At 44.1% G+C, this 13,167-nt stretch carries 11 protein-coding genes; 6 read left to right on the forward strand and 5 right to left on the reverse strand.

Annotated features, from left to right (window positions below; genetic code table 11):
• Positions 1-13: 13 nt before the first annotated feature.
• Positions 14-1,432, reverse strand: coding sequence for an FAD-dependent oxidoreductase (locus OCU50_RS16570; protein ID WP_060469510.1), 1,419 nt, complete (start codon positions 1,430-1,432; stop codon positions 14-16).
• A 121-nt stretch (positions 1,433-1,553) separates the two neighbouring features.
• Positions 1,554-2,564 (reverse strand): putative 2-aminoethylphosphonate ABC transporter substrate-binding protein, encoded by a 1,011-nt coding sequence (locus OCU50_RS16575; RefSeq protein WP_060469509.1) that lies wholly within the window; start codon positions 2,562-2,564, stop codon positions 1,554-1,556.
• A 326-nt stretch (positions 2,565-2,890) separates the two neighbouring features.
• On the opposite strand from OCU50_RS16575, the gene phnW reads away from it, so the two are divergent.
• The 4 genes from phnW (at position 2,891) to OCU50_RS16595 (ending at position 7,843) form a co-directional block, all read left to right on the forward strand.
• Positions 2,891-3,994, forward strand: a complete 1,104-nt coding sequence (phnW, locus tag OCU50_RS16580; RefSeq protein ID WP_060469508.1) for a 2-aminoethylphosphonate--pyruvate transaminase — start codon at positions 2,891-2,893, stop codon at positions 3,992-3,994.
• A complete protein-coding gene (locus OCU50_RS16585) occupies positions 3,994-5,451 on the forward strand; it encodes an aspartate aminotransferase family protein (protein ID WP_060469507.1) in 1,458 nt (485 codons plus the stop codon). The genes phnW and OCU50_RS16585 overlap by 1 nt, the downstream gene beginning before the upstream one ends.
• Before the next feature lie 97 nt (positions 5,452-5,548).
• Complete coding sequence (gene phnX / locus OCU50_RS16590) at positions 5,549-6,391, forward strand: phosphonoacetaldehyde hydrolase (RefSeq protein ID WP_060469506.1); 843 nt, start codon at positions 5,549-5,551, stop codon at positions 6,389-6,391.
• Between the two features lie 384 nt (positions 6,392-6,775).
• The gene (locus OCU50_RS16595) at positions 6,776-7,843 is read left to right on the forward strand and encodes an OmpA family protein (RefSeq protein WP_060469505.1); all 1,068 of its coding nucleotides are present in this window, start codon (positions 6,776-6,778) and stop codon (positions 7,841-7,843) included.
• 88 nt (positions 7,844-7,931) lie between these two features.
• Here OCU50_RS16595 and OCU50_RS16600 read toward each other — a convergent pair whose 3' ends face one another.
• On the reverse strand, positions 7,932-8,330 hold the full coding sequence (locus OCU50_RS16600) for an OsmC family protein (RefSeq protein WP_060469504.1): 399 nt from the start codon (positions 8,328-8,330) through the stop codon (positions 7,932-7,934).
• 200 nt (positions 8,331-8,530) lie between these two features.
• Between OCU50_RS16600 and msrB the strand changes: the two genes are divergently transcribed.
• Entirely contained in the window at positions 8,531-9,673 is a 1,143-nt protein-coding gene (gene msrB, locus OCU50_RS16605) for a peptide-methionine (R)-S-oxide reductase MsrB (protein ID WP_060469503.1), read from the forward strand.
• Positions 9,674-9,803: 130 nt separating this feature from the next.
• Here the strand turns inward: msrB and OCU50_RS16610 are convergent, their stop codons facing one another.
• Together OCU50_RS16610 and OCU50_RS16615 are read right to left on the reverse strand one after the other, a co-directional pair.
• Positions 9,804-11,171, reverse strand: coding sequence for a TrkH family potassium uptake protein (locus tag OCU50_RS16610; protein ID WP_060469502.1), 1,368 nt, complete (start codon positions 11,169-11,171; stop codon positions 9,804-9,806).
• Between the two features lie 19 nt (positions 11,172-11,190).
• Positions 11,191-11,847, reverse strand: coding sequence for a potassium channel family protein (locus OCU50_RS16615; RefSeq protein WP_060469501.1), 657 nt, complete (start codon positions 11,845-11,847; stop codon positions 11,191-11,193).
• A 187-nt stretch (positions 11,848-12,034) separates the two neighbouring features.
• Between OCU50_RS16615 and OCU50_RS16620 the strand changes: the two genes are divergently transcribed.
• Positions 12,035-13,147 carry a mechanosensitive ion channel family protein gene (locus tag OCU50_RS16620; RefSeq protein WP_060469500.1) on the forward strand — a complete coding sequence of 371 codons (1,113 nt, stop codon included), beginning with the start codon at positions 12,035-12,037 and terminating at the stop codon, positions 13,145-13,147.
• Positions 13,148-13,167 lie beyond the last annotated feature (20 nt).

Genomic DNA, 13,167 nt, shown 5'->3' on the forward strand with positions numbered 1-13,167 from the left:
CTAAACGACAGATTTACTCTACCTTGTCGGCTTTACCTGCCGCACCAGCCAGCTTTGCCAATTGCTTATCTAGCCATAATGGCGTGTTACCAGAATCTTCCGCGTTCTCTTTTCTTCGTACCGCATCACGCACCATCATTGCACCCACCCAACGGAATGGCTCTGGCGGGAAATGACCAAGCGGTCCTTTGGTTAGTCCGCAGCACGTCCAAGCGTTATCGGTTCCGAGTACCATTGATGACAGAATCTTTCCGCCCATACGAGTTTGAGCAACACCATTACCTGAGTAACCAAGCCCATAATAGACGTTGTTTTGGCCTTTTAGATTACCGAAAAATGGCAATCCTGTGACAGAACGGTCTGAGCCACCCGACCAATTGTAATCGAATTCACTTTGTTCCAGTTTAGGAAACAGTTTTTGGAAAGATTGATTGAGAATCGGCAGATAGTTGGTCGTTTGGTTAAACATGCTTTCAACCTGATTCGCAAACGAGAATTTGTTGCCACCTTTGCCTAGCATGAGCCGCCCGTCTTGGGTGTCTCGGTAATAGTGAACAAAGATACGTGAATCCACCACCGCTGCCCCTTTCTCGGGACCAAACTGCTTAAGTTTTTCTGGGATTGGCTTAGTCACCACCATGTCTGACGAGACAACCACAATGCTGCGTTTGAACTCTTTGAAATGATCGAGCATCCATGCGTTGAGTGCCAAGATCACTTTATCGGCAAAGACAGATCCGCCCTTAGTTTGGATTCGAGCTGGAGAGCCATAATCGAGCGACGTCATTTCTGTGTTTTCGTGAATTTCGATACCTAGTTCAATAGCAACTCGGCGTAACCCTCTCGCCAATAAAGCGGGTTGAACACTGCCCGCGGCTTCTGAGTAATACCCTTCAATATGACGATCCGATCCCGCTTTATCAGGCAAAGAGTTGTCACACTTCTTCCAACTATTTATTCCTTGCTTGACCAACTCATTCACAACAGGTTCCATTCCACCTTTTTGCGCTTCATTGGTCGCCGTGTAATAAGTGCCACTGCGATAGAGATACGCGTCGATGTTGTGTTCATTACAGAAAGCTTCAATCTCGTAAATGACCTTTTCCGATTCTTTAACCAGCCATTTTGCTTGTTCTTTGCCGTATAGCTTCTTCAACGTTGGATACTTAGTCGACCACGTCAACATACAACCACCGTTCGCGCCGGAAGCACCGCTTCCACACAAACCTTTTTCAATCACCACAACGTGCTTTTGAGGTTGCTGCTGTTTGATTAAAATCGCCGTCCATAATCCTGTGTAACCGCCGCCAACAATAGCGATGTCGCAGTTAACGTCTTTTTGAAGTGGCTTCGCGGATTCTAGACCTGCATCTATGCTGCCAAATTCCTTTTCTAGTGCCTGCTTGAACCAATATGAATAGTGTTTTGTCATTTGTCGTACCTTACTTAAAACGCTAAAGGCGTAAAACTAAAAAAGGAAGACCGAAGCCTTCCTTTACTGATTTCTAACTTCTAATGAACTCAATAGTTAATTAACTGAGTAGCTCGATAGATTAAGATTTTGGCTCTGATTTAGCGTCAAACTTCTCAGACCATGTTTTCAATACGTCTGCACGCTCGCTGCCCATGCGAGCGAAGTCCATTTTTGCCATGTTCTTTTCTACATTAGGGAAGTTCTCTGCTTTGCCTGTCACATCTTTGTGACCAACAACTGGGTACATTTCGATGTAAAGCTCATTTGCCGCTTTAGAAATAGACCAATCGATAACACGTTGTGCTGCATCAGAAGGCTTAACAAGGCCTACCGCTTCAGATTCCCAACCGATACCTTCAGGCGTAATCACAGAAAGTGGCGCACCTTGAGTTTTTAGCTTAGCGCCACGGCTCGCCATAGAAATACCGATAGCGACTTCACCCATACCCGCTTGAACACATGGCTTAGAACCAGAGTGCGTGTAGTGAGCGATGTTTTGGTCTAGCTTCTGCATGTAGTTCCAACCTTGGTCTTCACCCATGTTTTGTAGCCACGCCGACACTTGCATGTAACCCGTACCAGAAGACGCTGGATTTGGCATCGCGATGTGACCTTTGTAGATAGGCTTCGTTAGGTCATCCCAAGATTTAGGTGCTGGTAGGTTAAGTTGTTTTGCTACCGCTTCGTTGAAACAAACCGCATTGAAGAATGCATCGTTGCCATACCAAGCTTGAATCGATTGTGGGTCGTTAAGGTTCGAACGCAGCGCTTCTACACCTTGAGGTGTGTAAGGCTTAAGAATGCCCTCTTCTTTAAGCAGAGCCATTGAAGAACCCGCAAGGCCCCACACCACTTCTGCACGAGGGTTGTTTTTCTCAGCCAATAGTTTTGCCGTCATGATTCCAGTTGAATCACGAACCCATTTGATGTGGATGTCTGGGTTTTCACTTTCAAATGCGTTTTTGTATTTCGCTAAAATGTCAGTTTCAAAAGCGGTGTAAACCGTCACTTCCTGTGCTGCATGAGCATTACCAGCTAATAGAGTAACTAATGCTGCAAGTGATCCTTTCATAAAACGGTTTTTCATCATTTTCTCCAGTCAGGCCCGATGCCAAGGTTAGAAGCTAGAAGCCATATCAAGAGGCTTCTATATCCATAAATTCATTTAGGTTGTTAGCACACACTTTAACCGTGGTATGTACCAGATTTCGAGTGTTAAGCTAACTGGCTTTTATGACGATTAAATGAACAAAAAATGGCAGTTTAAAGATCGGAAACTTTCTCAAGACAAGTGACCCATTTTAATATGAAGCTTTTGTGAAAATGGTGTTTGAGCTATTTACGACCGTTTAAATTGGTTGTTAAAGTAATCGTAAATATTGGTATAGTCCAAAATGAACATCACGAGAATTGAACATGAGAAACGAATACTTACTACTGACACCGGGTCCTCTATCTACTTCTGAAACCGTTCGCCAAGCGATGCTAAAAGATTGGTGTACTTGGGATGATGAATACAACAAAGACGTTGTTGAAGTGATTCGTAGCAAGCTAGTGACTTTGGCGACTAAGCAAGCGGGATATACAAGTGTATTAATGCAAGGTAGCGGCACAGCTTCAGTTGAAGCTACGATTGGCAGTGTTATCTCTAACAGCGGTAAGCTTCTGGTTGTTGATAACGGTGCGTATGGTGCTCGTATTGCTCAAATAGCAGAATATTTAAACATTCCATGCCATGTCGTTTCCCCAGGTGAAACATCACAGCCTGACTTGAACGAAATGGAAACGGCATTGGCCATGGATTCAGACATTACTCACGTCGCAATTGTGCACTGTGAGACCACCACTGGCATGCTGAATCCAATTGAAGACATTGCCAAATTGGCAAAGCAGCACAACAAAACGGTCATTCTTGACGCGATGTCGAGCTTTGGCGGTATCCCTATGGATATTGCTGACTTAGGCATCGACTACATGATCAGCTCGGCAAATAAATGTATTCAAGGCGTACCGGGGTTCGGCTTTGTTATCGCCAAGCAATCGGAACTAGAGAAGTGCAAAGGCCAAGCTCGCTCATTAAGCCTTGATCTGTTTGACCAATGGCACTGCATGGAAAGCAATCACGGTAAATGGCGATTCACCTCTCCAACTCACACAGTGCGTGCTTTTTACCAAGCCCTGCTTGAACTGGAACAAGAAGGCGGCATCGAAGCTCGCCATGCTCGATACCAAACCAATCAAACCACACTGGTTGCAGGTATGCGCTCTCTTGGTTTTGAACCTCTGTTAAATGATGACCTTCATTCACCCATCATCACCTCTTTTTACTCCCCCATTCATAGCGATTACCAATTCAAGGAATTCTATGACCGTTTGAAAAAGCAAGGGTTTGTGATTTATCCGGGCAAGGTTTCAAACGCAGACTGCTTCCGCATCGGTAACATCGGTGAAGTTTACCCGTCTGACATTGAAGCCCTCATTGGCGCAGTGAAAAACGCTATGTACTGGGACATCAAATAATGACCACGACCAATCAAGATTCTGTTCTAAAGGCGACACACTTTCGAAGCGAAGGCGATGTGAACACCACACCAGCGCGTGAGAAATGGAACGAGTCGCTAAACGATGATGCCACTCAAGCAATGTTAAAACGTGACTCTGACGTATTTCTTCATCAAGCGATGTCAACACCTTGCCTAGACACACTTGAAGCCGCAGAAGGCATCTACATTCAAGATGCGACTGGCAAGAAGTACATGGACTTTCACGGCAACAATGTCCATCAGTTAGGTTATGGCCACCCACACATCATTAATAAAGTGACTCAACAAATGGCGTCATTGCCGTTTTCACCGCGTCGCTTTACCAATGAAACAGCCGTCCAGTGCGCTGAAAAGCTAACACAGCTCTGTGGTGGTGATTTGAACCGTGTTTTGTTTGCTCCAGGTGGTACATCGGTTATCGGTATGGCACTCAAACTGACTCGACATGTCACCAACAACTTCAAAGTCGTTTCATTGTGGGATTCCTTCCATGGCGCGTCGCTGGATGCTATCTCTGTCGGCGGCGAAGCCTGTTTTCGCGAAGGCATGGGCCCGCTAATGGCTGGCGTAGAACGTATCCCACCAGCGATTTCCTATCGTGGTGCTTTCCCGCTCAATGACTCTTTTTCGCTTCGCGATAGTTTTCCGTTAAGTGGGAATAGCGCAGGCGGTGAAAGTGAGACCGCATGTGATGTGCATTATGCGGATTACCTTGAGTACGTGATTGAAAAAGAAGGCGGCATCGGTGCCTTCATCGCAGAAGCGGTTCGTAACACTGACGTTCAAGTACCAAGTAAGGCTTACTGGAAGCGCATTCGTGAGATCTGTGACAAACACAACGTCATGTTGATCATTGATGATATCCCAAATGGCATGGGTCGTAGCGGCGAATGGTTTACTCATCAAGCGTTTGATATCGAACCTGACATCCTATGTATAGGTAAAGGTTTTGGCGGTGGCTTGGTTCCAATTGCAGCCATGGTTACCAAAGACAAATACAACACGGCAGCGCAAGTCTCACTTGGTCACTACACCCATGAGAAAAGCCCTATTGGCTGCGCAGCAGCACTCGCGACCATGGAAGTGATTGAACAAGAAAATCTACTTGAAAAAGTGCAAACAGACAGCGTATTCGTGCGTGAACATCTGCTTCAAATGAAAGAGAAATACCCAGTCATTGGTGACGTTCGCGGCATCGGGCTGCTTTGGGGTGTTGAGTTGGTCACCGACCATATCACTAAGACCAGAGCGTTCGACGAAGCAGAAGCCGTACTTTATCAATGTCTGAATGAGGGCCTGAGCTTTAAGGTGTCACAAGGTAACGTGATTCAGTTGAGCCCGCCATTGATCATCAGCCGCAGCGCACTAGAAGCTGCTCTGTCTGTATTCGAAAAAGCGATAGCCAAAGTCTGCAAAGATTTTGAATACCTTTAATTCATTCTCTAAATCAACATTTAAACCAATAACCTAAAACAATCATTCGTCCTTCCAGTAATTTGAACAGGGAGTGACACAAAAATAGGACACTATTATGAACACAACATCACCTATCCAAGCGGTTATCTTTGACTGGGCTGGCACTATCGTTGATTTCGGCTCGTTTGCTCCAACCAGTATTTTTGTTGAAGCATTCAAGCAAGGTTTCGACTTTGACATCGACTTAGCAGAAGCACGTGAACCTATGGGTATCGGCAAATGGGATCACATCCAAGCGGTGGGGCGAATTCCAGCGGTTGACGCTCGTTGGAAGGCTCAATTCGGACGTTCAATGACCAGTGAAGACGTTGATGCAATCTACGCGGCATTCATGCCTCTTCAAAAAGCGAAAGTAGCCGACCACGCAGCGCCAATTTTAAACGCGATTGAAGTCGTGAATACTCTAAAAGAAAAGAACGTAAAAATAGGCTCTTGTTCTGGTTACCCACGCGAAGTAATGGATGTGCTAATCCCTGCTGCTGCAGATTATGGCTACCGACCAGACAACGTAGTTGCAACGGATGACTTGCCTCAAGGTGGTCGCCCAGCTCCATTTATGGCACTGAAAAACGTAATCGACCTAGGTGTGACGAGCGTTGCTGCGTGTGTAAAAGTAGACGACGCAGCACCCGGCATTGATGAAGGCCACAACGCAGGCATGTGGACGGTAGGCCTTGTTCTATCTGGCAATGAGGCTGGATTAACGTATCAAGAATACTTAGATGCAGACGAAGCAACACTGGCAGCGGCTCGCGAAAAAGCCAGCGTTAAGCTAAACAAGTCCAACCCACACTATCTAGTTGACACGATTGCCGATTTACCTGAAGTGATTGCAGATATCGAAAAGCGTTTACTGGCAGGCGAACGTCCACAGAATACAAAACTAACCGCAATATAAAATCCAAAAATATACATATTTAATCAATTTTAATTCAAATCCCCTTACACCAGAATGTTGTATGGGGATTTTCAGTTTTATAAATATGATATGGGTCAAGTTTCTTAATTTTACTATCTACATAATTTGTAAATGATTATATATAAGCTATAGGTTAAATATAATCATTCAGCTAATTAGTAATAAACTTATTAGCTATACAATAGTTAGCAATTTCATTGACTCCAATACTCAATCAGATTAACAATATAACTGCGGAGAAGAAAAGAGGTTCAACTGAACCAACGCTTTGATTTACTTATTATAAGCAGTGTCATCAACTAATAGGTAATCGTCTTACTGGCAGGTTCAGATAACAATAAGAGTTAATCCAAGGAAATAATTATGAAAAGACTGTCAAAAATCATGTGCGCTGTTGTTGCCGCTTCAGGCTTAGCAGCTGCACCGTCAATCGCAGCAACAACTTATGTTGGTGCTAAAGTAGGTATGGGTTGGTTAGACAGTGCTTGTGTTGACAGCACGAACTGTGAAGATGATTCAGTTGCGGGTGGTATTTACGGTGGCTACAACTTTACTGATACGCTCGCGCTTGAGTTGAATGCCGATTACTTAGGTGATTACGACACGAGCTTCAACAATAATGGAGCAACTCAAAGATACAGCGACTCTATCGTAGCAATATCTTTGAGCCCAATGTATCGATTAGCGATTAAACAAGAATTTGATATTTTCTTCAAAGCTGGTCCTGCATATATCATGCATGACGACGAAGACGACGTTGTATTAGCCCTAGGTATCGGTGCTGAGAAACAGCTATCAGACGATTGGGCACTTCGAGTTGAATATCAATACTTCGATGATTTTGACGATAAGATCATCCAAGATCTTAACTCCAACCTTGTTACTGTAGGTCTTAGCTACAACTTCGGTACAGGCAATACTACCGCCTCGGCAGCTGCTGCCGCAGCCGCAGCTTCAATGACACAAGCACCATCTGAGCCAATCACAGAACCAGTCGTTGTGGAAGAAGAAAAGACAACAGTTGTTGTGACGAAAGCACACACTGAAAGCTTCTCTCAAGGCATGTTTGAGACGAACAGTACCGAGCTGTCTACAGACGGAAAAATCGCACTAGTGCCATTAATTGAAGTACTGAAGGCTCACCCTCAATCAACAGTTGAAGTTGTTGGTCACACTGACTCAACAGGTGCAGCTGAATACAACATGATGATCTCCAAAAAACGTGCCGCTGCAGTAGCTGCGCACATCGAAGAGCAAGGTATTGATGCTGACCGCATCACAGCTACAGGTGAAGGTGAAGAGAACCCAGTAGCATCAAATGATACTGCTGAAGGTCGTGCTCAAAACCGTCGAGTTGAAGCGACGATCCCTGGTTTCGAATATCAAGAAGAAGTACAAGTAGAAGAAGTTATCGTAGAAACTGCTGAATAATCGCACTCTACCTTAATCAAAATAACTAGGGCGGAGCACTCAACGTGCTCCGCCCTTTTCTTTGCCCGCCTTTGCTGTAATCAGAAGACTAGATAATTTCCCAGCTGTGAGTCATCTCTACGCCAGCACCCAACATTAGGCATACTGAACAGTATTTTTCTAGAGAATCAGAACATACTTTAGCAACCAACTCAGGATCAAGGTTGTCACCAGACACTTCAAAGTGAATATTAATCACAGTAAAGATCTTTGGCGCAGTTTCACGACGTGTCGTTTCTAGCTTTGCATTACAGCTTGTGATGCTTTGACCCGCAGATTTCAAACCATCTACTACATCAACAGAGCTACAGCCACCCGCAGCCATAAGGACCATTTCCATTGGGCTTGGCGCCGTTGCACCACCGCTGCCGTCCATAACAACAGAGTGGCCTGATTGAGATTGACCTAGGAATTTAAAGCCTTCGACCCATTTAACTTCTGCTTGCATGCTGTTCCTTAGATGTACGAAAAACGTCATCATTATCTATTATTTTACATCAATGCCTACACCCTACTACTGGCGGCATTTATGAGCAAGATTTTCTGAGTGGCACATTTTTTTTATGAATGATGCAATTTTTTCCATCTAAAACCTGTCTCTATTCGTACATTCAAAATCGAATGAGAAAACGTCAAGATGAGGTATCTATGAATAAATTATCTAAAATATTGGTATCACTCGTGGTTGCGCTACCACTGATTTCGCTGTTTGTGAGCCAGACTGGCACTGCCAATACAATGGATAAAACGGCTAATTCAGGTAAAAGTGAAATCGCGACACTGGCTGGTGGTTGTTTTTGGTGTACAGAATCCGATTTGGAGAAATTGACTGGTGTTACCGACGTTATATCAGGATATTCTGGTGGTGAATTAAAAAACCCAACCTACAAGCAAGTTTCATCAGGTAAATCAGGGCACATCGAAGTAATCAATGTGGCTTATAACCCTGATGTGGTTAGTTATGAGCAGGTACTTGACCAATTCTTCCGACACATAGACCCAACCGACGATAAAGGCTCTTTCGTAGACAGAGGTCCTCAATATCGACCTGCTATTTTCTATCGAAACCAAGAGCAGAAAGACGTCGCTCAGAACTTCATGATGGAAATCGATAAAGCTCAAATCTTTGGTGAACCGCTAAAGACAGAACTGATTGAATTTGAGAAATTCTGGCCAGCAGAAGACTATCACCAAGATTACTACAAAAAGAGCAAGGTTCGTTATAACTACTACCGCTATGCATCAGGTCGTGATCAGTACTTAGATAAAATCTTCGGTGAGGATAGAAAGGAAAATCCGCAAACACTCCGTCAGATTATCGATAGTAAGAATGCACGTGCAAATGCTAAGACATACAGTAAGCCGTCTGATGCAGAGATCAAAGCGAGCCTAACAGCACTTCAATACGATGTTACACAAGATGACGCTACAGAGCGCCCGTTTGACAACAAATACTGGGATAACAAACAGGAAGGTATCTACGTCGATATCGTAACAGGTGAACCGTTGTTCTCGTCGAAAGACAAATACAAATCAGGTACAGGTTGGCCGAGCTTTACGCAGCCCATTAGCGAGGCTTATGTGGTAACAACCACTGACTATAAACTATTTTATCCAAGAACTGAGGTTCGTAGCCGCTTTGGTGATTCGCACCTTGGACACGTGTTCAAAGATGGCCCAAAACCAACAGGCCTGCGTTACTGCATGAACTCAGCCGCGATGCGCTTTATCCCAGCAGATAAATTAGCGGAAGAAGGCTACGAAGAATACGTTGAGATGTTTGAGGGCTAATCAAAGACTAACCCCCAACTCGTTCTATTCACCAACAGCACGATCTCCATAAACAACAAAGCCAGCGTATCGCTGGCTCTCTTTTTTAAACGCGTTAATAAGAAGGGTTAATCCTAGCCTGTTAGCATTATTAACCCGTTAATACCGTATCTTCTGGGTATTTCAGTAAAGAAGGCTCTGGACGAGCCAACATATAAGCTAAAGTCAAAGGACCAATCCTCCCAATGACCATCACGACTATCATGATGTATTTTCCCGGCTCAGAGAGGCTTGCTGTTAACCCCGCCGTTAGTCCAACTGTCGCAAAGGCAGAAATCACTTCAAATATTACTCGGTCAAACTGAGCCTTTTCAGTAAGCATTAACAAAAACATTGCGGTGGTTAATAGTGCCCCACTTACCACAATGATAGCCAATGACTTTGTTACCGCTTGCCAAGTTACAGTTCGCTTAAACATCACGACATGTTTTTTCTGACGTAAGAAGGTCCAAGTCGCTACAAATGCAACCGCAAAGGTCGAAACCTTAATTCCGCCCCCCGTAGAGGTTGAGCCGGCACCAATCAACATAAGGACAATCATCACCAACAATGCAGGTTGAGTGTACTGAGATAAATCCACGCTATTGAACCCTGCAGTACGAGCACTCGCAGACTGGAAAAATGCCGCTAGCCACTGCCCTTGTGTCGATAACCCTTCCATCGTTGCAGAGTTATTTCTCTCCAACAACCAGAACATTACCGTTCCCACCAACAATAAAGTCGGTGTCGCTGTTAGCATAATCTTGGTGTGTAAATGCAAGTGCTGAAAACCTTTGCGCCAATTACTCGACAAGTCCCCCACCACCGTAAAACCAAGTCCCCCAAAAATGAATAAGCCTGCTAAGGTAGAGATCACCAATGGGTCGTCAACAAAGCTCATCATACTGTCTGAAAACAAAGAAAAGCCTGCGTTATTGAATGCTGATATAGCGTGAAAAAGCGCATAAAAACTTCCGGTTGCCCATCCCATTTCAGGCACCCAACGGAAACAAAGTAATATAAAGCCGATACACTCCGCCACCAATGCAAAAATAATGATCTTCCTTACTAATTTACGAAGGTTAATCTTACGATCTTGCCCAAGCGCTTCTTTCGCCAACGCTTGTTGTTTCAAACTTAGCCTAACACCAAACATATAGAGCAATACTGCTGACAGAGTCATCTGCCCTAACCCGCCCACTTGCATCAAAAACATCAGTAAGATTTTTCCTGCTAAAGTGAAGTGCTCACCCGTATCGACTACACCCAAACCGGTCACACTGATCGCGGAAGTCGCGGTAAACAACGCATCTGTAAAGCTAAGTCCAGAGACAGAAAAAACAGGAAGTGTAAGCAATAATGCAGCAGGGATAAGGACGCCTAAAAAACTCGTAAGGATAATTTTAGGTTCAGACCCTTTACGTGGTTTTTCATCTCTCTTAAGCGTGTAGAAAATACCTTTACGTTGAAACGAATTCATACTCTTACCTTATTACCAATCACCAATTACGTAATTTGTTAGACAAGGTCTCTTTCGGCCCAACAAGAATCACCACATCCCCCGTTTCTAAACTCACATCCAGCTCTGGTGCTTTGGTTAAATGCGGTCCTCGCTTAAAACCAAGGACATCAACACCGCTCTCTTTACACAGCTTAAGGTCACCAAGTTTCTTACCCAATAAGTTATGTCCGATAACAACCTCCGTCATCGCCAAGCCACTTCCAAGGTCAATAAACTCTAGAACGCGTCTATCTAACATTTTCCGCGCCACACGAATGCCCATATCTCGTTCTGGCATAATGATATAATCAGCACCAATCTTAGAAAGAATCTTGCCGTGAAACTTATCATTAGCCTTTACCCAAACCGCCTTTGATCCTGACTCTTTCACCACCAAAGTGGTTAAAATACTAGAGTTAACATCGGAGCCAATCGACACCATTACCATGTCATAATCGTCTAGCCTTAACTCTTTTACCGTCTCTTCGCTCGTACAGTTCGCAACAATCGCTTGTGAAACAAAAGCCGCAGCTTCTTTAACTCGATCTTCATCAATGTCGACGGCGAGTACTTGTGCTCCTGAACTTTGCAGCTCTCTACAAACAGATAACCCAAAACGCCCCAAGCCGATAACTGCATATTGTTTGTCGCTCATTTGAAGTCCCCGTTTAAGAAGTTGAATTATATCGGATAGCCAAACCTACATTAGTTTCTATCTCAAAAAAAGTCGAGTATGCAATAATAAGCTTATTCCATTATCATAATCGTTTGATTTATAAAGGTAGAGAACAACAGCAATTTCTGCTAATTTCCAACTCATAATTTCTGCGGCAGTACACACAATGAATGAATTCATAACCCAAGTTCAAACCTACATCAACCAGAGCCACAGTAACTGGTGGAGTAGCGTCTTATTTATCACCATCGCGAGTTTCTTAGCTTGGGTGGTTTGGCGAATTATCCATAGTCGTTTAGAAGTACTGGCTCAAAAAACGACTTTTCATTGGGACGACCTCCTGCTAGAAGCACTAAAAAGCCCTGTCAGCACGTTACTTTGGTGTTGGCCCGCAACGGTATCGGTTGGATTGATCCTTCAAGACCAGTTTGGCAATGAAATCAACTGGTTAAAGACTCTCAAACACATACTGATTATATGTACCTTTGTTTGGTTTACATTAAGAATGATCAGTAATGCAGAAGCATACGTCTTGGAACAGAAAACCAGAGACGAAACCACTGTACAAGCTATCGCCAAAGTCGCCCGACTATTCTTTATGACAATAGGTGGCCTCACTATCATGCAGGCATTTGGGCTCAGTTTATCTGGATTACTCACTTTTGGTGGTGTAGGTGGTTTAATCGTTGGTTTGGCAGCTAAAGATCTGCTGTCTAACTTCTTTGGCGGTATGATGATTTACTTCGATCGTCCTTTTAAAGTCGGTGACTGGATACGCTCTCCCGATCGTCAAATTGAGGGTACAGTAGAGCGCATTGGTTGGCGCATGACGATCATTCGCACTTTTGATAAGCGCCCTTTGTACGTTCCAAATTCAGTGTTCAGCAGTATTGTGGTGGAGAACCCATCTAGAATGCTGAACCGCAGGATCCATGAAACTTTTGGACTTCGTTATCAAGATGCCTCAAAACTCGCGCTAATTGTTAACGATGTAAAATCCATGCTTGAGACCCACCCAGACATTGACGCCAAACAGACGTTGATCGTTAACTTTGATAAATTTGGTCCATCAACGCTGAACTTTTTTATCTACACCTTCACAAAAACGGTCAATTGGGCGAGATACCACAGGGTGAAGCAAGACGTTCTATTACAGGTATTGGCGATTATTCATAAACACGATGCGAAAATCGCCTTCCCAACCCAAACACTTAAGATCGACTCTCAGAAAGTCAGTCTGCCTGAAGATGTTATTAATTCACATCCCGAAGCTCATTGATAAGTGATAAGCGTGGTAAT

The sequence above is a fragment of the Vibrio toranzoniae genome, assembly GCF_024347655.1.
Classification (GTDB): domain Bacteria; phylum Pseudomonadota; class Gammaproteobacteria; order Enterobacterales; family Vibrionaceae; genus Vibrio; species Vibrio toranzoniae.

Excerpts from the sequence above, each read along its gene's own strand:
- OCU50_RS16570 (WP_060469510.1), bottom strand. The coding sequence starts at position 1,432 with ATGACAAAACACTATTCATATTGGTTCAAGCAGGCACTAGAAAAGGAA.
- OCU50_RS16575 (WP_060469509.1), bottom strand. The coding sequence starts at position 2,564 with ATGATGAAAAACCGTTTTATGAAAGGATCACTTGCAGCATTAGTTACT.
- phnW (WP_060469508.1), top strand. The coding sequence starts at position 2,891 with ATGAGAAACGAATACTTACTACTGACACCGGGTCCTCTATCTACTTCT.
- OCU50_RS16585 (WP_060469507.1), top strand. The coding sequence starts at position 3,994 with ATGACCACGACCAATCAAGATTCTGTTCTAAAGGCGACACACTTTCGA.
- phnX (WP_060469506.1), top strand. The coding sequence starts at position 5,549 with ATGAACACAACATCACCTATCCAAGCGGTTATCTTTGACTGGGCTGGC.
- OCU50_RS16595 (WP_060469505.1), top strand. The coding sequence starts at position 6,776 with ATGAAAAGACTGTCAAAAATCATGTGCGCTGTTGTTGCCGCTTCAGGC.
- OCU50_RS16600 (WP_060469504.1), bottom strand. The coding sequence starts at position 8,330 with ATGCAAGCAGAAGTTAAATGGGTCGAAGGCTTTAAATTCCTAGGTCAA.
- msrB (WP_060469503.1), top strand. The coding sequence starts at position 8,531 with ATGAATAAATTATCTAAAATATTGGTATCACTCGTGGTTGCGCTACCA.
- OCU50_RS16610 (WP_060469502.1), bottom strand. The coding sequence starts at position 11,171 with ATGAATTCGTTTCAACGTAAAGGTATTTTCTACACGCTTAAGAGAGAT.
- OCU50_RS16615 (WP_060469501.1), bottom strand. The coding sequence starts at position 11,847 with ATGAGCGACAAACAATATGCAGTTATCGGCTTGGGGCGTTTTGGGTTA.
- OCU50_RS16620 (WP_060469500.1), top strand. The coding sequence starts at position 12,035 with ATGAATGAATTCATAACCCAAGTTCAAACCTACATCAACCAGAGCCAC.